14 protein-coding genes are annotated in these 24,675 nt (G+C 57.1%); 5 read left to right on the top strand and 9 right to left on the bottom strand.

Going from position 1 to position 24,675, the window contains the following annotated elements:
- Nucleotides 1-30 precede the first annotated feature (30 nt).
- The gene (locus NDI86_RS18410) at nt 31-519 is read left to right on the top strand and encodes a PDDEXK family nuclease (protein ID WP_310901826.1); all 489 of its coding nucleotides are present in this window, start codon (nt 31-33) and stop codon (nt 517-519) included.
- A 23-nt stretch (nt 520-542) separates the two neighbouring features.
- On the top strand, nt 543-1,571 hold the full coding sequence (locus NDI86_RS18405; protein WP_310901825.1) for a PIN domain-containing protein: 1,029 nt from the start codon (nt 543-545) through the stop codon (nt 1,569-1,571).
- Nucleotides 1,572-1,595: 24 nt separating this feature from the next.
- On the opposite strand, the gene NDI86_RS18400 is transcribed toward NDI86_RS18405, so the two are convergent.
- The 4 genes from NDI86_RS18400 to NDI86_RS18385 all read right to left on the bottom strand — a co-directional run bounded on the left by NDI86_RS18400 (nt 1,596) and on the right by NDI86_RS18385 (nt 8,573).
- A complete protein-coding gene (locus tag NDI86_RS18400) occupies nt 1,596-2,057 on the bottom strand; it encodes a hypothetical protein (RefSeq protein ID WP_310901824.1) in 462 nt (153 codons plus the stop codon).
- Nucleotides 2,058-2,171: 114 nt separating this feature from the next.
- The gene (locus NDI86_RS18395; protein ID WP_310901823.1) at nt 2,172-5,609 is read right to left on the bottom strand and encodes an ATP-dependent helicase; all 3,438 of its coding nucleotides are present in this window, start codon (nt 5,607-5,609) and stop codon (nt 2,172-2,174) included.
- On the bottom strand, nt 5,606-6,514 hold the full coding sequence (locus tag NDI86_RS18390; RefSeq protein ID WP_310901822.1) for a PD-(D/E)XK nuclease family protein: 909 nt from the start codon (nt 6,512-6,514) through the stop codon (nt 5,606-5,608). The genes NDI86_RS18395 and NDI86_RS18390 overlap by 4 nt, the downstream gene beginning before the upstream one ends.
- Nucleotides 6,507-8,573, bottom strand: coding sequence for a DEAD/DEAH box helicase (locus NDI86_RS18385; protein WP_310901821.1), 2,067 nt, complete (start codon nt 8,571-8,573; stop codon nt 6,507-6,509). Before NDI86_RS18385 ends, NDI86_RS18390 begins: the two co-directional genes overlap by 8 nt.
- 901 nt (nt 8,574-9,474) lie before the next feature.
- On the opposite strand from NDI86_RS18385, the gene NDI86_RS18380 reads away from it, so the two are divergent.
- Nucleotides 9,475-10,401 (top strand): ADP-ribosylglycohydrolase family protein, encoded by a 927-nt coding sequence (locus tag NDI86_RS18380; protein WP_310901999.1) that lies wholly within the window; start codon nt 9,475-9,477, stop codon nt 10,399-10,401.
- A gap of 53 nt (nt 10,402-10,454) precedes the next feature.
- On the opposite strand, the gene NDI86_RS18375 is transcribed toward NDI86_RS18380, so the two are convergent.
- The gene (locus NDI86_RS18375; protein WP_310901820.1) at nt 10,455-13,649 is read right to left on the bottom strand and encodes a DEAD/DEAH box helicase; all 3,195 of its coding nucleotides are present in this window, start codon (nt 13,647-13,649) and stop codon (nt 10,455-10,457) included.
- A 176-nt stretch (nt 13,650-13,825) separates the two neighbouring features.
- Between NDI86_RS18375 and NDI86_RS18370 the strand changes: the two genes are divergently transcribed.
- Nucleotides 13,826-15,592, top strand: a complete 1,767-nt coding sequence (locus NDI86_RS18370; RefSeq protein ID WP_310901819.1) for a homing endonuclease associated repeat-containing protein — start codon at nt 13,826-13,828, stop codon at nt 15,590-15,592.
- Nucleotides 15,593-15,660: 68 nt separating this feature from the next.
- Here NDI86_RS18370 and NDI86_RS18365 read toward each other — a convergent pair whose 3' ends face one another.
- Both NDI86_RS18365 and NDI86_RS18360 read right to left on the bottom strand, forming a co-directional pair.
- Nucleotides 15,661-18,543: a DEAD/DEAH box helicase gene (locus tag NDI86_RS18365; protein ID WP_310901818.1), complete on the bottom strand. Its 2,883-nt coding sequence runs from the start codon at nt 18,541-18,543 to the stop codon at nt 15,661-15,663.
- Nucleotides 18,544-18,546: 3 nt separating this feature from the next.
- The gene (locus NDI86_RS18360) at nt 18,547-19,431 is read right to left on the bottom strand and encodes a hypothetical protein (RefSeq protein WP_310901817.1); all 885 of its coding nucleotides are present in this window, start codon (nt 19,429-19,431) and stop codon (nt 18,547-18,549) included.
- 185 nt (nt 19,432-19,616) lie between these two features.
- On the opposite strand from NDI86_RS18360, the gene NDI86_RS18355 reads away from it, so the two are divergent.
- On the top strand, nt 19,617-21,395 hold the full coding sequence (locus tag NDI86_RS18355) for a DEAD/DEAH box helicase (RefSeq protein ID WP_310901816.1): 1,779 nt from the start codon (nt 19,617-19,619) through the stop codon (nt 21,393-21,395).
- A gap of 638 nt (nt 21,396-22,033) precedes the next feature.
- On the opposite strand, the gene NDI86_RS18350 is transcribed toward NDI86_RS18355, so the two are convergent.
- Together NDI86_RS18350 and NDI86_RS18345 are read right to left on the bottom strand one after the other, a co-directional pair.
- A complete protein-coding gene (locus tag NDI86_RS18350; RefSeq protein WP_310901815.1) occupies nt 22,034-22,528 on the bottom strand; it encodes a hypothetical protein in 495 nt (164 codons plus the stop codon).
- A 771-nt stretch (nt 22,529-23,299) separates the two neighbouring features.
- Complete coding sequence (locus NDI86_RS18345; RefSeq protein ID WP_310901814.1) at nt 23,300-24,277, bottom strand: hypothetical protein; 978 nt, start codon at nt 24,275-24,277, stop codon at nt 23,300-23,302.
- Between the last annotated feature and the right edge of the window lie 398 nt (nt 24,278-24,675).

Here is a 24,675-nt window from a genome sequence, read left to right as displayed (position 1 = left end):
TTATCAGAGTTTAGTAAAGTGATAGGTACGATGGATAACGTGTGGGTGAGTTCGGGGAGTACGACCGTCGAGGCGATGGTGAACCCCATAGCCGCGGCGTGTGCCGGGGACGGCTTGGATAGTGCGTTTGTGCCCGACACCGTGTATTTCCTTGACAACCCCGGACTCGGCGATGCGCTGTCCGATACGAAGGTACTGACCCGGACGCTGCTGGAGCAGTACGGTGTCGAGAGCCCAACGATCAAAACGGGCAACGTTGACCACGAGACGGACTTCCAAGGCATTGCGACTCACTTCCAAGAGGCAATCACCGAAGCACACGACGCAGCAGCGAACGTCGCCGTCGACGTCACGCCCGGCCGTAAATTCATGTCTGTCATCGCGTTCAACGCCGGGATGACCTACGACGCTGACCACATCTTCTACTTCTACCTAGAATCAAGCGACTACTTCAGCCGCATCTACCCCGAAATACCCCGAACGGCCGCTCGACTGTACGACTTCACGGAGATCCTCTGATGCAACTCGCACACGACGACCTGATGCTGCTGTTGAACGGCCTGTACGAACTCGGCGAGGAGACGTTCTCGGTCGTTCACCCGGCTGAGGAAATCGGTGAGCTGTTTCGTGTCGACCTCGGCGACGCCACGGACAGCACAGTTAGCATGACTACCGGTGCGGTGACGTACGAAGACGCGCTCGACGAAATCGAACGCGAACACGGCCCGACAGTCCGGAAGGAACTCCCGAACGAAGCGGCGTACGTCAAAGCCGTCACGGCCAGTGGACTTGTCGATATTCAGAACCGCGACGAGCTGGACAAATTCATCACCCGATACGGATACCAAGACCTCCAAGAAGGTCACCCGCCACGGTACGCCGGCTTCGACACCAACCTCCTGCCATGGCGGATGCACGACGTCCTCGGAATCGACCCGGTGTTACACACGGAATCAGGTGGCCGGGCACCAGTCAACGGGTACGCGCTACTCGAAGGCGTCGACACGGAGTTGAGCATCAGTTACCGATACGGCAAGAAAGCGATGCCAGCCTCAGCGTTAGCTGACGCGTTCGGCCACGAGTACGAGCGCCTCGCCGGCCAGCCGACCGAAGACAATCGAGAAACACGACTCGGACTCCGGGAATTCCGCCGGTTACGAGAGACCCGACCACACGACATCATCCCGACCGAGACCGGCGACACCAATATCATCGACGGCTGTGCCGAGTACTATGCCGACAAGCCCACTGGCGTAATTCTCTTCTCGAACGACTACGGGTTCGTCGACGAAGCCCGCGAGCGGAAAGTCCCGGCCGTCCACGTCGACTTCAGCGTCGATTTCCCACGCCGCGTCACCGGAACGTGGGGGGAGATTGCGACGCTACTGTATCAACTCGCTGTGCTCTTTGGTGTCCTCGTTCTCCCGCGAGCAACGCTTTACGGTGTGTGGGAAGGTAAGACCGAACGTAACTGGAAAGACGAAGAGATCGATATCGACACGCGAAGCGAGAAGTTGGCTGCTATTTTAGAAAGAGACCAGCCACTTGTCCAAGCTCACGCTCAGCGTTAGTAAACTCAGTTAGGGGACAGCCAATTACAACGCCCCGTATGGCCGCTGGAATGTTAGTGAAACGTTATCATACTCTAACATTGGTTCGATACCTGCGTCCATAATCGAGTCAAACATTCTCTGCGTATCTCCATAGGAATCTCCGAACGTATCCTCAGGATCTTCGATTCTGTAGAACTCGTACCGCTCATATTGACCATCGTTTTTTACAGTTTCAAAAACGAGCGGCCCCTCTGGAATCGTGAGTGAACTGGTCGACGATGGATCTTCAGGGTGATCCAAAACGAGGGTATAGCCGCATGTTTCGATCTGCTCATCAGGACTTCTATCAGCCTCTATCAACCGTTCTGATGCGTCATCTACTGTCTCACACCCTGCGAAAAATTCATCCGGGTTCTCTATGTCGTAAATCCAGAATATCTCTCCCCCATTCCCGTTCGGGGCAATCTCGAAAACCGTTATCGGCGAAGTAGACGATTCAAACATACCAGCCTCTTCTAAATCCAATAATAAGAGTGTTAGCTCTATATCACGGTTAAGCAACGGCCATATCAAGCAGTCCTTCGAGATTTCGAAGCAATGGACGAGACACTGCTATGCTCATTCTGTCGGGAGGGACGCTGCACACGGTAGCTCATTGTGGGTACACCACTGGCAATGCGTGTCTGCGACGAACTCGTCGTATGTGAGATTACTAATAGTCGAAAGCAAGCCTTCGATCTCCTGCTGGATGCACTGCAAGTCACTCTCGGAGAACGTTTTCGACTCGACTTTCGGACCAAGCGGACCGACGTACGCGTACCCGGCTCGATGGATTGGTTCGTCGTACAGGTCGCGGCACGCGAGCAAGTACAGTGGTAACTGCCTGTTGCCTTCGATGTCGCGTTCGCGTTGCGTGGCTTTGTAGTCGATGACGACGAGTTCGTCGTCGGGGGTTCGGTAGACGGCGTCGATGTACCCGACGATTTCCTCGCCGTCGATGTCCATGGCGAACTCGCGTTCCGCGTCGACGACGTCCCACTCGCTGAGTTCGAGTTCGAAGTACCGATCGATACACGCCTTCGCCTCGAGGAGTGCGTCGCGGGCCCGCTTTTGATTAGCGAGTCGCTCACAAATCTCGTACCACTCAGCTGGTGACGACGCGTTCTCGTCGGCCGCGATTTCGGCCGTATCGTGGAACAGTATCCCGACGGTTTGCTGTGACGGGCCAGTGTCGTTCTCTGTCCACGCCTCATCGCTTGGTGTGTAATCCCGGAAGGCGTTGACGACGTAATCGAGGTAGTGTTGCCGCGGGCAGTCTTCGAACGATTTGAGCGACGTATAGCTGTGCTGGATTTCCGGGGCAACGTCGGGCGCGCCGGTAAGCGACTCAAGCGTGAGTCGAGACGGTGCAGTGCGTTCCACGGCTCCTGCTGCCAGGTCGGTGCCGAGTGTGAGGACTTCCTCCCGGGCAGTTTCGGGGGTAATAGCATCGCCGTCGTGCGTCACCGTCCCGCCGAGGTCACCGATGACGGTCGCGGCCAGTGATTCGGTCCAGTCGGCGGATTCCGGCGGGAGACAGTGCTGGATGTCCCGCCAGATAGGGAGGTGGTCGGCGTCCGGTTCCCACGGCAGTCCCGGTGTGAGTGTTTCCCGGAGGAAGTCCTGCATTTCATCGTCACTCGCGTCATCGTCTTCGCTCGATCCGTGCAGGACGAGTACGTCCTCGGCGCGTGTCAAGCCGACGTGGAGGACACGCCGCGTTTCCCGGGCGTCGTTGGCGACGAAGTCCTCTGCGAACGCCGCTTCAGGGCCGTCGGTCAGTGAGGCTTCCAGCGCGTCGTACGAACGGCCGCGCGGCCCCCACTCGTCGGCCGTGAGTCGGGGCATCAGGACGACCGGGAAGTCCAGTCCCTTGCTCTTGTGGATCGTCATGACGTTGACCGCGTCGTCGGCTAACTCCGGCTGGTCGGTCGGTGTCCCGCCGTTCTCGGCGAACACCTCATCGTGGTGCCGGAGCGCCTCGACGAACTCCCCGGTTAGTGACGGCTGAACCGTGTCGTCACCGAACTGCTCGATGACGTCCTCTAACTGGTCAAGACTCCGACGGTCCTGTTCGCTGAGATACCACTCGATGTCTGTCACCTCCTTCAGTTCGCGGTAAAGGCGCGCAAGTGACGCGCTGTCCCGAAGCTCCAGTAGATGCGACACGTGGGATCTCGCGGTTTCGACGCGGTCCGGTTCCTCGAACTCCGACAGTGGCGCCTCAAGCAGGGCTGTGACCAGAGCCTCGTCTCGCGTGTTGAGATGCCGGAGGTCCGCGTCAGCGAGGCGGTACCGCATCGTCAACACGCGGTTCCAACTGACTTCGTCGTCCTCTGGTCGGGCGAGTGCTTTGAGGTACGCGATGACCGTGCCGACACCGACCGAATCCGTCGCTAAGTCCCCGGCCACTTCGTACGGAATCCCGAGGTCCTCGAACCGTTCGATGAGTGGTTCGGCGTGCTTGTTCTTCCGAACGAGTAACGCGATATCGCCGGGGTCGTACGCCCGGTCGATTTCGTCGGCAGCTCCTGACAGCATGTTCTGGACGACGGTGACGAGTTGGTCGGCCCGGTCGGATTCGTCTTCAGCCTCTTCGACCGTGACGACGCTATCGCCTTCATAGTCCGGCTCGTCGACGCGCGTGAGCGTCTTGTCGCTTTTCCGGTCGTCGAGTTCCGCAAGTGCGGCGTTGGCGAGGTCGAGAATCGGTTGTCGGGACCGGAAGTTCTGTTCGAGGGGTTCGTCGGCGAGCGCGTCGCCGAACTCATTGTCGAGTTCGTCAGTGATGTTGGCGACGTTCGCACCGCGCCATTCGTATATCGCTTGGTCGTCGTCGCCGACGACAAACAGGTTCTCGTTGCTGACGAGGGAGGTGACGAGGTCGAACTGTAACCGGTCGGTGTCCTGGAACTCGTCGCAGAACACGTAGTCCCACCGGCCCGCGATGTCGTCGACCGCATCAGTTTCTAAGAGCTTGACCGTCTCGACGACGAGGTCGTCGTAATCGAGGAGTCCACGCTCGGCTAGTTCCCGTTCGTACGCGTCGTACCCGGCGACAAGGTCGCGGGCGTGCAGGCAATCGTCCAGGAAATCGGCGAGGTACTCGGGGAGTTCTAGGCCGACATCGGGGATACCTTTCGGCGCGCCACTGGCGTACCCGCCGAACAGGTACTTCGGAATCTTGTGCGCGTTCTCCGGCAGGTCACTGTCACCAGACTCGGCAGCTTCGAACGCCGCGATAAGCGAGTCACACACCGCTATAGCACCGTCGAGGAAAACCGATATGCTCGCCTCAACGCCGCCGTCGCCGATAGCTTCGCGTGCCTCCACCAGTGCTTCCCTGACTGCCGGCAGACCGTCGAGTACTGTAGAGACGGACCGCCCGCCGAGATTGTCACTCGCGGCGTCTTCGATGGTTTCCGGGATGTCTGCGAGTTCGTATAGTCGGTCAGCCGAGCCGAGGTATGCGTCGATAGCGTGCGGGTCGATACCGCTGCGTTTCATCGAGCTGATGAAGCCGGTGAGTGCGTCAGCTGCACCGCTGCCGTGTGAGTTCGGGCCGTAGACGTTCGGCTTGACTGCCCGGTACTCGATTTCGTCGAGCACTTCCAGTGCCACGGCGTACTTCTCGGCGTCCGTTGCCACGTCGAAATCCGGGTCGATCCCGGCCGTGTACGCGTAGTCCTGCAGGATCGCGTTACAGATGGAGTGGTACGTGTACGCGTCAATGTCGTACCCGGCGGTCCCGAGTTTTTCCTGCAGTTTTTCTTGCATCGAGTCGGCCGCGTTGTTCGTGAACGTCAACGCGAGAATCCGGTCCGGGGACACGCCTTCCTCGTCGATGAGGTGCTCGATTTTCCGGACCATCGTGAACGTCTTCCCGGTCCCCGCACCCGCCAACACTCGCATCGGGTACTCGCCCGATCTGATAATCTTCTTTTGCTGGTCCTTCGGGTCAACGTCCTCCTCGATAGTGGGGAGCCACGCCGGCAGGTCTCCATTTCCGTCGGTCATTGCTGAACCTCCGTAGCGATGTAATCCGCACACATTGACTGGTAATCACAATCGTCGCAGGCTTCGGCCTGGATAAGGTCAAACGGGTCCGGGGCGAACCGTTCAGTTGTGATCCCTTCGTGCGCGGCTCTAATCAGATCCCAAATCGTCTCATAGTACTCCTCGTACGCTTCTGTCGTCTCCCGTTCCCGGCCGCTCGCCGTCACGGTGTACCCGGATGGAGTGCTCTGTGTCTCTGTCGAGTGCAGCAACCCGTAGAAGCTGAACCGAACGGACATCCCTGGCTCGTACAGCGGGGAGTCTTTGATGCCTTCTGTGTACGCGGCGGTCTGGAACGCGTTCTTGACTCTTTGGGCCTCGTAGGCCTCCTCGTTTAGGTGCTCTTCGAGCCGATCAGCACTCCAGGACCCGAGCACACCCCTGACGTTCCGTTTGTAATCAATCAGATGCAGCGTGTCACCGTCACGCAGCACGTTGTCAGTGTACCCGTGTAGTCCGATGCCGTCATGTTCACACTGGATTCGTTTCTCCGTCGCCACCGAATGCTGTGCGTGTTCGATTCCGTCGCCGTCCTCCGGGTCGAAGAACGATTTGATGCCAGCAAGGGTCTCCCGGCGCTGATACTCTTGATGGGCGTTCGACGCGTAGTCCTCGGGGTCGATATGTTTTGTCCACGTGGCATCGAACACGTCCATTGCTCGCTCGTAGATGACTTCAGGGTCATCGTCGCGGCCTGTGGCGTCACAGACGCGCTCAATCATTTCGTGGTACGCTTTCCCCTGATGGAGGTACAACTTCGTCTCGTCGGGCGAGGAGACGCTCTGGACGTGCTTGTACTCGTATTGGCGCGGACACGTCGCGTACGTTGCGAGTCGCGTCGGCGACACGGACACGACGTCACTCACGGCGCACCCTCCCGGCCGCAAAGTCGACGCGAGCCTGTAACGCCTCTCGCATCGCCTCACCGCGTTCGCCACTCTCGTCAAGCACACGGTGAATCTCACCGATATCACCCGACAGGTCGTCGAGAGACACCGTCATTTCACGACTCTGCGTTCGCCGCACGTCAGCCAACGCACGGTCAATTCGTGAGAGGACAAACTCTTCGGCGCGCCGTTCACTCCGAATCTCATCATCAGACTCGTCCTGGATCCACGGCAACCGCCGGTACGCATCGGTGAGGAACCGTGACGGCTGTACTTTCTCGTCCAGCGCGCTGCTCTCGTGGTCGTACAGGCAGAAATACAGTCGCTCCGACGCGGCGTTCGCACCGACCGCCAACCGCCGCCGGGATTGCTCGACGTGATACTGCATTATTGGGTCACTCGACGCCGTCGACTGCGTCTGGAACGTCGCCGCGACCTCGCTCGTCGTCACGTCTGTCACACCGGGGAAATCAGGCATCTCTACGACGCGGTCCTGCGGGAACAGTCGCGTCAGGAACGGCTCACCCGGGAACGCTTGGTCGACAACATCAGGAACGAAGACGGCTCGCCACGACCCGTTTTTCAGTGACTCCAGCCGGTCGACGCGAACGCCGCCGTCGAGGTCCGTTGAACTCGTTCGCGTTTCCGAGTCAGCGTGTTCGTGAGCACGTTCCAACATCTCAACGAATACGGGCCACGACGCCTCGATGAACTCCGTGTCCTCGATGAACTCGGCCATCGAAAACACCCGGCGGACGTTCCCGAACTGCGACCGCGCGTCCAGCGGCGACGCTCGCGTCGCAATCCGATCTTTCAACCCCGACGCCGTCGCCCACCGACGTAACACATCCGCAAGCGAGTCCTCCGCTGTACGAATCGTCGACAGCAGCGCCGTATCGAACTCACTCTCGTCGACAGACGGAGTCTCCTCCCCCTCACTCTCAGCAGCGTAGTACCGCGTGACTTCCAACAGTTCCCGGATCGCCGGATCATCACCGAACCCCGTGACTGTCGTCGATTCAGTCGGGACACCTGCCTGCGTGAGTGCACGAATCGCGTCCGATACCCCATCAGTCCCGTGCCCGGTTGCGACGGCGAACGAGTCATACTGCCACCCGTGAACCTCACGGAGTCGCTCGATCTCGTCAGCAATCCGGCCAAACTGCTCATCGCCAGACTCAGCACTCATCACCGTGACAGTACCGCTCCCCGGGTCGTCCGGCACGTTCCCGGTCGCCAAGTACCGGGCTGTAGCGGCCGGCCGCGATGCAGGCGACGCCTCTGTCTCGGAATCACTGTCGGTCAGCGGGACGTAGTCTGTTACCGGGCCTGTCTCTACGCCGGTGCGGCGAACGCTACTCGCTCGCTCACGCACACAGACCAACTCAAGGTCAGTGGTCAGTGCAGCCAAGTACCGCCGATCAAGCGGAAAGAACTCCTCGAACTCGACAGCGAGGACCGCATCGACATCGACCGCGACGTCTCGCTGCGCAGGCTCACCGAGCTGTTCAATTGCGGTCGACAGTAACTGCCCACGTTCGATGTGCCCGTGTTCTTCGAGCCACGCTTGGAACTCGCCAATAGCCTCTTCGACCTCGATTAGTTCCCGCGTCGTATCAAGCGTCGCGTCTTGCCACGTCGCCGTCTCCATGAGTTGCGCCACGTCTCCGGCAAAGGATTCTAGTTCAGCTGCGGTCTCGAAATGCTCGGTCTCCCACTCCCTGTCAGCGAGGAACCGATGCACGAGTTCCCGCCGTAACGTATCCGACAGAATCACTTCGTCAGTCACTGCGTTCACCACGTCGGTCGCATGTACCACGAGCGATGAGACACGCGGCACACTAGCTCCCGGAACCTCCGGGCCGAGCACTTCCTCAAATGTGTCCATGCTCGTCGGCGACCCCGTCAGCACGAGTACGTTCTCAGCCCCGTGCGTTTGGCGTAGCTCCCGGTACTCCTCGCGGACCGTCGATACTGTCCCCGACTGTCCGAACGGAATTGAGACGAGTCTCCCGTCTAGAGCTGCTTGCTCGTGCATCAAATTCGCCCTCGCCGACTAACACCTTCTCCGTTTTCTGTTAAAATTGACATACTATAATTCGGACCAACCTGTTGATTAATGCACCGCCGTCCGGAGAGCGATACCTGACATCGCAAATGCCGTGTTATGTGCTTTGGCTACCTTACTTCCCGGACCGCTCAGCGACGGACAGATACAATGCGTAATTGCCAGTGTACTGTTTGGTGTCGCGGACTTTGGTTCGTTGTAAATTGAGTTCTAATCGCGTTTCATCATTCTCGAGATCCAGAAACGGCGTTAGCAGACTGGCAAATCGCTCAATGAACCTCGCATCGCCAGTCACACGGATATTTGAGATATCTGTCTCGAAGGTGCTACCTGTGAAGCCGGCAGGTTTTGGGAGAACGGATCTCTTCAGATCCGTTGAGGAAGCGCGTGATAGGTTCTCTAACCACTCCATTGCGTCTCGTTTTCGGATAGACCCGCTTTTTGTCGAATTTAGGTTTTCTAACCCTGTATCGCTTGCACTGGCTTCCCGAGACACGATCGCGGCACCAATTTCTGGATTACAATTCTCACATATGTCGTCAGTCGCCTTCGGAACTACGAGTACACCACACTCTGAACAGAAGTTCATGTAGCATCAATCACACCATCGGATATAAACCATATAGTAACCAGTTACAAAGTCAAAGCCGAAAGCGACCGATTCAGCGCCATCTGGAAAAACAACTTCAGTCAAGATCACCGCGATGACATCGATGAACAGCTCAATGGGTTCGAAAACGAGGTCGAAACGTGACCCACAGACATCAGAACCGGGCGACGGAGCGGTAGCGATACCTGAACTAACGCAACGATTTCACAGCGAGCCACACTGGCTACAAGACCCTGCCAGTTGTACACAACAGGACGTATGATGGATTCGGTAGATCCCGCTACGGGCGTGCTTCTCGGTCTTGCCTGCGGGGATGCGCTAGGACGACCTGTCGAGTTCCGTTCTGCCAGGCAGATTACGGAGCAGCACGACACGCTCACCGACATGGTTGGCCACGGCACGCACGGCAAGCCGGCCGGAACGATAACCGACGACACCGACCTTGCCCTCTGTATCGCTCGGAGTCTCGCCGAGCAAGCATCGTTTGACGGGGAAGATATTGCCGACCGCTTCGCCGCTTGGTACGACGAGGGTCCGTTTGACGTCGGCCTCATGACCGCCGACGCCATCAGCGAATACCAGACCGGGACATCGTGGCGAGACGCCGGTCGGGAAGTCTGGCAACGACGCGCCGAAGGGTCCAACGCGGGGAACGGCAGCATCATGCGGTGTGCCCCACACGCCATTGCGTTCGCCGACGATCCTGATTCACTCGAACGTGTCAGTAAGCAATCTTCCGCCATCACGCACTACGATCCGCGGTGTCAGTACGGCTGCGTACTTCTCAACCACATTATCGCTGGCTATCTCAACGGTAACGATGAACCACTGACTGACGCAATAGAACGCGTCGAGGGCGAGGCTCCGGATGAACTCGTTGAGACCATCCGTCTTGTCCCCGACCTCGTCGACGAAGGCCAGTTACAGAACACCGGGTACGTCATCCACACGCTTCAAACGTCCCTCTATGATGCACTCACGGCGGACACCGCTGAGGAGGCCATCGTCGCGTCAGTGAACCGTGGCGGAGACACAGACACGCTCGGCGCAGTCACGGGTGCGCTAGCAGGTGCACGCTTCGGAGCTGACGCACTTCCCGACCGGTGGCTTGAGACACTGGAATACCGGGATGATTTGCAACTCCTCGCGCAAGCACTCGCTACAACTGATGTGGACGCAACTGTGTGACTCCCGATTCCAACAAGTTGTACAAGATTGAGAACGCTTCTGTCGTCAGCGAATCAGTTCAGATCGCGTTCTAGAGCCTCGGTGAGTGTTTTTTCGATATGGTCTTCGACCGATATGTCCGCATCAATCTGCGAACGGACTGCCGCTGATAGCACGCCGTCCAGCGATATTGTGACACTGTCAACAGTTGCTTTCAACTCTTGTCGGAGTGCGATATCGAGTAGGTCACTGACTCCATCGATTGCTGATTCTTCTTCAGCCAGTGCCTGAAGTAACCGCTCATGTCTATCTGAAAGTTCGACATCTACCTCAGCCCGGGAGTTGGATTCGCTTGCCTCACTAGCGATGCTATCCTTCTCAATGGCTTCTTTCAGGAAACCAGTGACCGCTTGTGAGAGGGTCTCGTCGAGAGATTCGTCGCGGTCTCGGGCAGCGGCTAGCAACACCGCGTCAATAGTGTATCCAGCGTCTTCCTCGCTGGTTGGTTCCTCGGGCGGGTCGTCGGGGCTTTCGGTTATCCCGTCGACAGTCAAATACTGGCCGTCTGGTAGCGGTAACGCATACATCTCCCCATCGACGTATGGGAAGAAAATCGGGTCAGCATCCGCGTACGAAATCCCGATTTCATCAACGACCTCACGTGGAAGCATTACCCCTTTGTCTCCTGGCGGCTCTGGCCACTCACTCTTGTACTGCGGTAGCGAACCCGGTTCACCACTCCCGTCACGATTGTCACAGCGTTCCCGCCACTGCCGATAGCTATTGAGCCACCGCTCGAAGTCTTCGTGATACTCAGTACCAGCTAACTCGTCGTCCTCGAATTCGACGTGGTAACGGCCGTCCCGTTCCTCAATATCAATGGTCGTGTCGTAGTACTGCGTTGCGACGGCCTTTGCAACGCGGTACGGGCCAAGTGAGAGTCGATACCGCTCGTACGCTGCATTTCGCTGTGGGAACGTTTCCTCACTGGTTTGACCAGTTCCCGTTGAGGCGTCTCCCCACGATTCCAGGACCGGTCGGTCACGGGCCGTGGGGTCGTCGGTGTTTGCGGCCGCATCGTAGACCATCGCTTGGAGCGCGCGGACGTGTTCGTGCGCCTCGTCAGCTGTCACTAACTGCGTTTCGTCGTCGATTCGCTCGAACAATTTCACCCCTTCGTTCTCCAGGGTGACGACCGTCGAAGCCACATCATCATGTGCCTTGTAGCTCGGCACTTCGCGGAAGGTGTCACCCAACGCGCGGAACTCCGCTGCACGTTCAAGCAGTTGCGCACCATCCTCAACGGCATCTATTGCATCCGTCTCAAGCGGTTGGGCAACTAAATGATAGAACGTCGCTTCTTTGTCCCCTGTCGGATTGCGAAGGACTCGACCGATGCGCTGGACAAGTGACGCGTTCACCCCTCCGCGAGAGACGTTTACCGCGACCTCTGCGTCCGGCATATCGACACCAGTCCCGAGGAGATCGCCAGGACCGATTATGACGCCCTGCGAAAGCTCGTTAAACCGCTCGATTTTCTCCAGGCGGTCCTCCGAGGAATCGGTAAACGCCACGATTGCATCATCGCTGATACCGTGTCGCTCTGTCAAGATAGATCGGAGTTCCGCCGCAGCATCGTACGACCGGACCAAGACTACCGTTTTCTGCGCCGGGGCGTGTTCAGCGACGAGCGCTGCGATGGCTTCCGAATCTGGTGCCGTGTTCCACCGGAGTGGCTTGCGAGCGAGCAGCGCTGACGCAAACGCGTCAAACTGTGTTGAACTAGATCTGAGGTCGCCTCCGTCGTTCGATTGCACGAACGATCGCAAATCGTTATAATCGACGATGTCCGTGGGGAGTTTTGTCGCGTCTACGTTCAGCCGATCAGCGTCTATCGTTCCGGTTTCGGAATCGTAGCTCGCCGAAGTGATTCGAGTTTGACTCCCGAGTCGGCCCACGCGGTCGCCCGTCACAGGCAAGTATCGAACCTGCCAGGTGAAGTCGGCGATCACACCTTCGCGGCGAGCTTTTGCGACGTCGAATTTATAACACTGATCCAGATGTTGTTCGAGGGCGTTCTCAGCTGTCTCGTCACCAGTCCAGCCACTGTCGACGGACCCGGACATCGCTAGAATCGCGTCCGCTCCGGCTGTCAAGTCCTCGAAAAGGTCCCCCCATCCGCGCCCATCAGTCTTCCCACTGGAGTACCGGTGAGCTTCGTCGAGAATCACGAGGTCATACCGCGTAAACTCCGCTGTTTCGAGGAGGCCCTGTGCTGTCCTAAACTCGATATCTCCCCACGAGAGCTCGATCATCCGATCATCATCCGAAACCGGTTCGGTACGGTCACGCGGGATATCGAGATGTTCGTCTAACTCCGCACGCCACTGACCGAGCAACAGCTCCGTGCCGGCCACAATCAGCACGCGAGGGCGAGTCGCGGCTGCAGGGATGTCACTAGTATCTCTCAGTTCCGGTGCTTCCGACGTATCTGTCGGATGTAACGACCCGTATCGCAATGCGATTGCTGCGAGCCCAAGCACTGTTTTGCCCGTTGCCGTCGCCATGTCGACGTATCCCCGCTGTTGATTGGCGTGCCACCGCTCCAGCGCCTCTCGTTGATGATTCCACAGCGGCGTAGTCATCCGAGCTTCGTCTAATTGCTCGACCAGTTCGGCAGACTCAGTGTCCGAAGCCGGTATTTGATCGACGAGCGCCTGTGCATACGCATCGACACGCGGGTCCGAAAACAACCGAGCCGTTAGATCACTCACAGAGTCAGTGTCGCGTAGTGCCCGGAGCCCGGCTCCGTCGTTCCCACCCGACTTGACGCTTCGTTCGATTGCTGCCGCCGCCGTCTTTTCGAGTAACGCTTCCAACGCCCGGTCGATATCCATCGAACTGCCGGTCTCGCGGAGCGTATGCCGCAGCGAATTGAGCTGGAACGCCAAGTCTCCGATTGTCTCATAATCGTATTCGCGGAGGTTCGCTGCAAGCGGGGAATCCTCGCCAGCGATCTCGATCAACCCCTCAGTGTAGAATTGGCCCGTCGCCGAATCGAAATTGAACTTATCGATTGTCCCACCGATGTCTGTCGGGTCATCAGTTGCCCCGACAGCGATACCACGAAGAATATCAGCAGCAGCTCGGTCGACCTGTGCCGGATACGTCGTCGGGTCAATCTCGTCACGTTCGAGCCTATCTTTCCTGAACTGTTCGGACGGTGTCGTGTGATCGTCCCGTGACTGAAGTGGGTCGTTACCTGGCATCTGTGTGGTGTGTCCCGTATGCTTTCGTATACCGCGCTAATTTAGACTACTCGACAGGATGTTAGTACAATACAAAAACCTTCCCGCGCAATTTTCAGTTGTAAGTACGCCAAGAAACGATTTCCGGCTAATTTCGCAGCAAAATAGTTACGGCTATGTATCACATCTGGCATGGCATGACAGGTGTAAGCCGCGAGCAGCTCCTCGCAGATTTGCGAGCTGCGGACAAAGAAGCGGCAGGCCCGCCCACCGTGTCGACTGTCCCTGCGGAGTGTGAAGGGACTGTCAGAGAGTACGTTTCGACGTTCGACACGTGGTATGGAGCGCTCGAAGCCGCGGGCCTTGCAGCCGACATTTCACCGCCGGGAGTTGATCGGGAGACGCTGGTTGCAGATCTACAGCGCGTTGCGTCCAAAATCGATCGGTCTCCGACCGGTGACCATATCGCTGAACACGGCGACTATGACATCGAGACGTACGAACTCGTGTTCGGTTCGTACGTACTCGCCTTGGAGGCGGCCGGCATCGACCCCGAGACGACACAGTATAATTTCAGTGAGGTAGAGCCGCCCGAACACCGTGACACCACGAAGAATGTTCGCTATCTTCGTGAACATGGTCCGACACCGAGTTCAGAGATGCCTCTCGGATCAAGCGTCAGCGATCGGAAACACGGTATGTGGCGCTTCGTTATGACTAGCGGCCAAGGTAGTACTGATAACGGTGGCGGGGCGACTGAAGCCGTCTACTATCTAGATGATCAGCACGATGCCAAGTCGGTTTTGCGAACGTTTTTCGAAACGAACGATGCGCTCGTGAGGAACAAATCGCGGCACGGAATCATACTCGGTGTCCGGAACCACAGCCCTGATTGGGTCGATACTGCAAAGGACCTGCTCAATGACATAGCCGCGGCGAGCGATCACACCGATGAGACAGACGTCGGTGTCCTTGTCGTAACGCCAACCGATGACACCCTCGTTCAGGGCGTCGCACGGACTGTAGAAACACCGGTAGAGAATATCAACGTCATCGAGGGGGTTGACGCGGACTCCGGGTACGTCCTCGGCATGCCGGAGGAGCAACAGGCACTCTGGAATCGCGTCAACACCGGCGACATCGTCATGAGTCAGACGGAGACAGGAGTTTACACGTTTACTGTCGAACAGGCAGTCCGCGATTGGAACGCCACACCGGACCTGTGGGCCGAGTACGACGATGGTGTTCGCGTTGCCGGTCCAGACCGCCCCTGGCCCTACCTTCTTCTCGGCACGACCGGTAGCGAAATCAATCTCGACCTGCAGACGTTCTGGAACGCGGTGTCCGCCGACGAAACATCCGAGCAAATCCAGTACGTTCCCGAAGAAGATCTCGCAGAGCTCAGAGCGGAATTCGACACGTTCTGGAACTTCGTCTCCGAACGGGCCGAGCACAACGACGTTGCGGCGAACCAGCATCGCGCGGATGACGCCGAGAAGAAATCGCCAGCGAACAGCACTCGGCAAACTACCGGCGCTAGTGGCTCCGAGAACATCACGGTCGAGATCGATTCTACAATCGCATTCCTCGTATCAGACCAGCAATCCGACGATGTTGCGAGTTTGGTCGGAGCGCATCTCAAACAGGCAGTCGATGGTATCGACCCTGCAACCTCAGCGGTAACGAGCACGTCCACCTCAGCAGTACGGGTTGAACTCACAGGGACACAGCGAACACTTATCAGAGCACTGTGTGGAGAAGATGCTGATTACAAATCGATAGATGCCTTCGTCGAAGACGCCATTCGCACACACTTGGAGATCCCCGACACAGAAGAGGAATTCTCCATCAGTCTCAGCGGAACCACAGCCATGGCGCTTGAACGACTTGTCGAGAGAGACGGAATAGAGATCAACGATCTCCTCTCGGAACAGATAGCTGAGCTGGTGGCGGAAAAGCTCTAGAGACTTGTAGTGTGCACTCTACTATCTATACAAAATCTCGAAGATTGGCTTGCAATCTACACTCCATGCTATCCGCCCATCTCATCGAGAGAGAAATCCGATTCATCGGTCAAGCTACCACCAGAGCTCTGTTGATATTCGATATCTGTCGGGTCTTCGACGACGCCGACAAAGACGAGCGACTCACCGAGGAAGGTCACTGCGTGATTGGCTTCGTTAACGATTACGCTCCCGCCTCCCTTCTCAGCATGGATGAACGAGGCGACGTCCCGATAGCTTTCTGATTCGATAAATTTCCGCCCATCTCGACTTCTGGTGAACGGTCGACCGTCGGCATCGACACTGAATTCGAACCCGTCACTTGGTCCTGGATACGGGTCGCCTTGGGCTAGTTCCTCGGGATCTGGAATCGTTTGACTCGCCGGGGGATCGGGTATTTCGCTGTCAGTCGCTTGCCTGAGATGCCCGGTAATCGCGTCTTCTTCAGTTTCCCACGTTAGATGTCGGACCTCTGCCTGTGAGAGCTCCTCCCGCCAGTCGTATCGCTCGAAAATGTTCGCATCGACGGTGTCTCGCGCATAGAGAACGAACAACTCTGCTTGCTTATCCGGATCTTCGCCCGTCCGAAGGATACGGCCGAGAGTCTGGATACGCTGTCTAATACTCCCTGATGAGACACGTACGATACCCACGTCAGCAGATGGGACGTCGACGCCTTCGATTAGCGCCTTGACGCTCAGCATCACGTTTGCAAACCCGTCGTCGCCGAACCATTCGATAGCAAAATCGTTCCAGGCCTTATTCCGATGTCCCGAATGGTACATCACGGGGCGATAACTCGCAGTGAAAAACAGTTCTTCCAGCTTCTTGTCGATTCGTTTCAGCGCCGGGTATCGCTCGTAGAGTTGTGCGCGGTCGACATCCGTATCCGAGAGTTCGCCTGTTCGAACGTCACGGCCCCGTGTTTCACTCGGAGCGACCATCCGCTCTAACTGCTCGATTCGTTCCTGGAAAACAATCGCTTTCTGGTCATTGTCCACACTTTCTGAGAGCAGTTCCAGCGTTACGGCTTGCCGAGCAACGGCGTCAGCCACCAGTTCCCGTCGCTCCTGCGTGTATTTGAAGTAGTCCGAGATCGCAGGCGTCGCCCTGTCAGCGTTGTTCCGAATGACTTGCAGTTTCCGGGAGAAGCTCCCACTGAGTTCGTACAAGCGGTTCTGGTATTGCCGCTCGATGTCCGTTACCGCGTCTACTACTGCATCGGTCAGCCGCTGATACGCCATCTGCTCGGCGTCGGTGAGGTCAAATCCGATGTAATTAATCCGGAAGTCAGGTATCAGGTCACGGCGTTGTCCCTCGTCGTACGACAGTTCGTAATAGATCTCGCCGAGATTAGCGACCAGCATCTCGTCTTCCGGACTGCGCTCGTCAGCGGTCGGATCGGATAGCGGGGTCGCAGACAGGCCTAAACTGGCTGTCCTATCACAGTCGAACACATTCGAGAACGTATCGCCAGTGTAGCGATGACATTCGTCGGCGATGAGGAGATGCTCACTGACACCTGCGGCTTGCAACGTCTCTGAGAGTGCGTCGTCTTTCACTGCGGAATTGACAATTGAGACAAGGACTCGACACCCATCTTCGAACCCGTCCTTGTGCCCGTCACCTAGCCATCCGATATCGTCGGACGGGACACCGAGTGTCTCGGCGAGTTCCTCCAGCCACTGGTGCATGAGTACTTTCGTCGGAACGACAACTGTAGCTACGCCGTCCGGGTGATTTGCGAGCCACTGACGCAAAACTTCCAGCGCCATCACTGTCTTCCCCGCACCAGTCACTACCTGTGCGATACCACGCTCCGAATCTGTCTTCTCACCAGTGAACCATTGCGTCGCGGCTTCTTTTTGCCACTCGTACAGTTCGAACGCCTCGGGGAACGTGTACGGTTGCCGGTCTGGCACCATCGCTTCAATAGTGGCTCGTGAAAACCCGCGACCTGCGCTGGCTTTCGCGCGCACTGCCGCGGTCTCTGTGTCCGCCGCGGCTATCTGTTCCAGAATTGTTGTCGAAAGACCTGCGAGGTCTTGCGGAGTGAACGATTCGAAGTCCGCACAGATTGAGTCCCGAAGTTCCCGACGGTGGCGTCGTTGCTTGACATACGTTTCTGACCGCTTGAGTCTCGGTTTCGATGTATCTGACAGTACAGACTCGTCCAGATACTCTCGCCTCGCTGTATCGAGCAACTGCCGGTGTTGGCCGTGGCCACCGGACTCACGGTACATGTAGTATTTTGCCAGGTCACGTTTCACCCGATCCGATGGCGGTGATGTGTTCGGCCCTTCCCGTTTGAGCCACTGTTCGAACTGCCACAAGATGTCGGCGTTGCGGAACCGCTCACTGAATCTGTCCGGGTCCGTCGTTTCGTACCCATTTTCGCCGTTTCGCAATGCTCCCATACTCTCCAACAACAACGGGTAGCCACGAATCCCCTCCTCGTTGAATTCGTATCCGTATTTTTCACCGAGGCGCGACCGGATAACGCCTTGACGCAGCGGCTCGCTGGCTTCCTTGACCACGTGGTGGACATTGTACAGTCCCTCGATTCCTTCCGGAAACGACCCTTCTAGCGCCCATGATTGCTTGACGGCATACCAGAGAAACGTCTCGAAGTCGATGTCGTTCGACCGCCAGTCGTGCGCAAATTCGTACACCGTGACGCCGTCGGAAGTCTGTCGAAGGACACCGAGCTGAACGTACGTCGATACGATGCGCTGAAGATACTGTTCTGAATACGGTTCCCCATCAGGTTTCAGCAGTTGTGCACGAGCGCGTCGAACGAATTCCGGTTTCTCGATTGGATCGGACGAAGCCCTCGCAATATCGACGAAACACCGTGCCCGGTCCGCAGTCTCTTCGACGCCGAACAGTGGTGGTGGAAAGCGTCGCCCCATATATTACCAGTCGATCGGGTCATCGTCGGGAATATCGACATCTTGGCTGCTCTCACCCTCTTGATCGGTGTCTGTGTTGTCCACGGTGTGGTTATCGACTTCTGTCTGTGACGTTTCGCCGAGGGAATCAAGCCAACTGTCGACGCCATCACTTTCGTTCTCGAACGGATCGGTCAGCGATGGCGGGTCGTCGATGGAGAACGGCGTCTCATTCACTTGCCCGGCATATATTGGTAGTTTCTGCACGCCGCCACGGTCACGGCGAAGCGCGATGAGGTTCTTCACCACTCGCGGGAGCGAATCGAACTCCTCTCTGGTCTGTGACGGGAGTTTATCCAGGTCCACGAGTGTCAGCACATCGTTCCACGGTGTGACCCGCAAGGATCCTCCCTGTGGCTTGTACCGTGACAACGTTGTCACCAACTCCTGCGAGAGGGACTCTTGGACTGGATGTCGCTTATGCGTCTGTGGATTGTCCCACCAAATTCGCTCGACACCGGCCCCAAACGAGTATTTCGCGCCGTCATACACACTTGGCCAGAAATCACCGGGTTCCAAGCCGTCAGGCTGTACTGGTACACTGAACTCCGGGTCCTCAGGCGGGACTAATTCTCCGTCAAGATCAAACGACCCGATCCAGTACGTTTCGTACTCGTCGTCATTTTCTGCCCGTGTGAGTACATCAGCACCCTCGGTAATCCGAATACGGCCACCGAGGCGTTTGAGTTCGAGCAGTGACTCTACGAGGTCTTCAGGAGCAGGCTCTAGGTACAGTCGATCAGTTCCCTGGTAGGCTTGCCACCAGACATCGCCGTCAGGGTTCGTCCGAAGTCGATAGCCGCGATAATGCTCAGTCCATCTGTCGCCGGGATCGTGTCTCGATGTCATCGGTAGCTGGTGACGGTCAGAGGGACCGTTTCATGATGTATTCACAGCCCGAGATATATGTCTGACGACAGAATTGGCAAGATACCGCGAACGCCGAATTGGGATATCTACCCTCCCGGTGCCATTATCATACCATGAAAGAGCAACGTGGTGTTTATCATCTACGTACCAAATTGTACGTGTAGATGTCACAAGAGGTGTCGAAATCCGGAACCGCACCGGAGCTCTCATATTCTATTGACGAACCTTCAAGTGCAGTAGAGGCGCTTTCGGCCGACACTGCGAACGTGACAAGCCATCTCCTCAACGTGCAAGCTCGTGAATTCGAGATCGCGCAAGGGCAACAGGAGCTACTGTCCGTTGAGGAAATCAAAGATCGGATCAAACTGCTGGACCACCAACTGCAAGCCGCTCACCGTGCCCTGTTCAAAATGAGTGGCGGGGCGCTGTTCGCCGACGAGGTTGGACTCGGGAAGACCATAGAGGTCGGGATGGTTCTCAAAGAGATGGATTTCCGAGACACCCGGGACAGCTTCCTCATCTTGACCCCGGCACAGCTGGCCCCACAATGGCAGAAAGAATTGAACGAGAAGTTCGGACTAGATTTTGTCTGTAATTACGACGAGGAGTTCCGCGGGTTCGATGCACATGATAAGATCATAGCGAGTGTCGACACTGCCAAGTCGAAAACCAATAGAGACGATGTCCTCTCACGCCGATGGGACGTGGCTGTTCTCGACGAGGCACACTACGTCCGGAACGCCGATACGATGCGATATGAACTCATGGACGAGCTTAGCTACGGGGAGGCGTTCTTTGCGACCGCGACACCGATTCAAAACGATATTTCTGATCTCTACAACATCATCGATCTCATTCGACCGGGGATGCTTGGGACCAGACAACAGTTCGATAATCGGTACGTCGTCGATAGTGACGATGCCCAAATCAAGCGCAGCGAGGAACTACAAGAGAAACTCAACCGTGTGATGATCCGGAACCGGCGTGAAGAGACGAAAATCGACTTCACGAACCGGAACGTCCACACGAACGTCTTTGAGCCGTCGGCAGCGGAAACGGAGTTGTACGACGCTGTTACGGAGTATGTCCGGTCGAACTACTCCAGTGCCGATGCTCGCCACCTGGTGCTGTTCACCTTACAGAAAGAAGTCGTTTCCAGTCCGTACGCGGTTGATAAGACGATTGACAACTGGTTGGCTGACAAAGACAAAATCATCTCGACGAGTGAACGGAACGCGCTACGGGATATTCAGTCGATTATCGACGATATCGACCGGACGACCAAGCAGCAACGGCTCCGGCATATCATCGAGACGATTCAGGATCAAATCGGGACGACCAGAGCGATCGTGTTCACGCAGTTCCGGCCGACCCAAGACGCCATCGCGGACAGTATCCGCGGATTAGATCTCCCGGTCCACATTGTGAACGGCGATCTCTCCAGCAAGGCGAAAGAACGCAAAGTGGCGCAGTTCAAAGACGAGGGCGGCATCATGGTGGCTACGGACTCGATCAGTGAGGGGCGGAATATGCAGTTCTGCAACGTGTTAGTGAATTATGACTTGCCGTGGAATCCGATGAAAGTCGAACAACGGATCGGCCGCGTTGACCGTATTGGACAGGACCGTGAGGTCCACGTGTTCAACATGGCCTTGGAAGACACGATCGAGGAACACGTCCTGAACAAACTGTTCGGGAAAATCGATCTGTTCAACCAGTCCATCGGAGGCCTCCGAGATATCCTCTCCCGCATGGAAAAGTCCGGGTCTGACTTCGAACGCGAAGTATTCGACCAATTACGCCACGCTGATTCCAAAGTCGAACTCGAAAACAACTTCGAGGACATGGCGGTTGACCTCGAAGAGAACACGGAAGCCGCGGAGAAAATGAACGATTTCAACCGCGGCGTGTTCGACGGCTTCGAGTTCGGTGAGAACGCATGAGCGTTGACGACGTCAGTACACTCAATCGGCTCGAAGTCCGTCGGTTCACTGCGACAACGATTGAGGCATACGGTGGCGAGGTAAATCGGCGAAATGCTGATACATGGCACGTCACACTGCCGGACCCGCTCCGTAATCTAGCAGAATCCCCGGAGGTCGCTGTCGTGTTTGACCCCAAAGACCAGGAACCGGGACGAGACGAGATCCTCGTCCAGCCCGGCTCCCTCGCGTTCAACCAATTACTTGAATTGGTAAAACAGGAAATCTCTGTCGGGCACCTGTACCTCACAGCGGCCGATATGCAGGTCACGCTCCCCGACGTTCTCGACGTCTCCGAAACGACAGCGAGGATTGACGAATTCAACCCTGAACAGACCGCTGACGCCATCGCATTTCACTTTCTGGTCGAGATGGAGAGTGTCTCATCGTTCCACCGGGAGCGATTCGAAACCGTCACGCTCGACTTAGCAAACGGGAGTTCCCAACCAGAGCTGACTGAACGGCTCTTAGCTCACACAAGTACACTCAGCAGAACACACGAAGAAACCGATATTGACCCGTCTGACGACGTTATAAAAAAGCGGTATGACTTGGCCGTTCAAGAGATCGAACAACGCATCGAAGATGACGCGGCTGAATTACTTGACGAGGCCACTGAAGCCGCATCGACACGGGCGGACGAAATCAGCGACCTGTACGACCAGCGACGGGAAGAACTCGCAGACGAGCTTCATGGTAGCGCGCTTCGCCAGCGTCGGAAATCGTTCGATAAACGCGAGCGAAACGAAATCGAGGACATGGTCGGCCGGCACGATGTCAACATCAACGTCTCCCTGGTAGGGATGACGCTGCTTTCCCACGATGTCGGCAGCCTCAAACTCTCGATTGACGACGGTGACCGCACTGGTACGGCGGTGGCTCGCTACGCACCTGCTACAGGGGAGACGCTTCACTTTGGTTGTGCGACCTGTGAAACGTCTTTTGACCGAGAAACTCGGCCACAAGTCTGTGAGTGCGAGAGCACTGTTTGTGCCGGTTGTATCAACGTTTGCGAGGAGTGTGGTGCAACGGGCTGTCCGGACTGTGACACACCGGTCGCGGCCTGCGAACTGTGTGGCTGCGTGGAATGTCATCAGTGCGGGTCAGTCTGCGAAGAATGCGGCCGAGCAGTGTGTAGCAACCACACCGAAATATGTGAGGAGTCTGGCCAAACCACGTGTTTAGCCTGCGGTGAAGACTGTACCAGCTGCGGGGCTTTCCATGCTGACTCACAACTCCACCGATGCCGTGTCGACGGCGACCTGCACTGTGACTCACATTCCGACACCTGTGCCGAGTGCGCAGACACGATTTGTGACGATCACCTCCGGTCCTGTACTGCGTGTGAGATCGAGATTTGCCCTGACGACCGCGTGACCTGTGAGACGTGCGGTGATACGCGTTGTCACGACGACGCCATCGCCTGTGACGGCTGTGGTGGGTATCACTGCGCTGAATCGGTCGACCCGTGTGAGATCTGCGCGAATCAATTCGGGGCCGCTCACCTCTCGACGTGTACCACCTGTGACCGCAGTGTGTGCGCGACGGACTCAACGACCTGCCATGCCTGTGGGGAGACGGTTTGTACGGACCACGCTATTGACTGTGGTGGGTGCAGTGGCGCGCTATGCGCTACGCATAGCCACGAATGCGAGATTTGCGCTGACTCGTTCGGCACGCGACACTTAGTAACGTGTACGACGTGTGATCGACAGGTCTGCGAATCCGATTCGACGACGTGCGGGACGTGTGGCGAAATTATCTGCGATGACCACACTACCGACTGCGCCAGTTGCAGCGAAAAACTCTGTGAGACCCACAGCAGCGAGTGTGAGATTTGCGCTGATTCCTTCGGGACGCGACACTTAGCGTCGTGTGACACGTGCGGGCAGGAGATTTGCGAGACTGACCGCGGGGACTGTCGAATCTGTGATGACATCGTCTGCACTGATGACTCCGCGACCTGCACCGAGTGTGACGATGTCGCTTGCCCAACTCACACTGACCAGTGTGATCTGTGTGACGAACCGTTCTGTACTGACCATCTCGAATCGTGCACCACGTGCGGTGACGATATTTGTGAAACCGACCGGATAGAATGCGCCATCTGTGACGCGGTCACCTGCGATACGCACGCCGAGACGTGTGACACGTGCGAGAAGGCCCTGTGCCCGGACCACAGCGACACGTGCGTAACGTGTGGGGACGTCCTCTGCCCGGCTGACCAGTCCCGGTGTACAGACCACGACGACGTTCTCTGCGATACGCACGTCGAGGCGTGCACTCAGTGCGACGAAACCTACTGTCTCAACCTCGTGACCGATTGTGCGTACTGCGATGGCGTCGTTTGCCACCACCACCAAGACACCTGCACCCACACTGGTGACACTGTTTGCGCCGAGCATAACCAGGTCTGTACCGTCTGTGACAACGCGTTTTGCCCGGCTCACTCCGTCGTTGCCGATGACACTGACGAAGTCCGTTGTCTGGACCATGCAGCGGAATGTATTGACTGCGGCAGTCTGTTCACCCCTGACCATCTGGAACCCTGCAGTCGATGTGGCGAACACGTCTGTCAGGATGACCGCGCTGACTGTGCTACGTGTGGCGAGGTGCTCTGCCAGACCGATCAAACCACGTGTACCGTCGACGCACAACCACACTGTGCATCGCACATCATTGCCTGTGACACGTGTGGTTCGGGCGTCTGCGACGACCACGTCAAGACCTGTGCCGATTGCGGCGATCTCCTCTGTGACGACGACGCAACGATGTGTACCACGTGTGACGAGCCGCATTGTGAAACCCACACTGCGGACTGTCTCGGTTGCGATGAACCCCATTGTGTCACGCACTCAGCTACCTGTGCAGAATGTGACTTCACGTTCTGCACAGACCATTTAGAGGAATGCCACAACTGCGGCGACCTCATCTGCCAGACCGACCGAGAAACCTGCGAATCATGCGGTGAAACAGTGTGCATCTCAGACAGTGCGGACTGTATCCACTGTACGGAAAGTTTCTGTGCAGACCATCACTCCCGTTGTGGTACCTGTAACAACGCAGTCTGCACGGCAGACAGCACTGAGTGCGTCGACGACGAGGACCGGCACTGCCACGAGCACATCGGCTCCTGCAGTGTCTGTCAAGACGAGACCGGCCACGAGCAGCCCCGGTGCCAGAACCACCTGCAAACGTGTGTCATTGACGAAGCGAACCTATGCTCCGAACACGCGCACAT

Origin of the sequence: Haloarcula onubensis, from assembly GCF_031624605.1 — an archaeon.
GTDB lineage: Archaea > Halobacteriota > Halobacteria > Halobacteriales > Haloarculaceae > Haloarcula > Haloarcula onubensis.
Note: the sequence above shows the minus strand (reverse complement) of the source record. Positions and strands in the feature narration are given on the sequence as shown.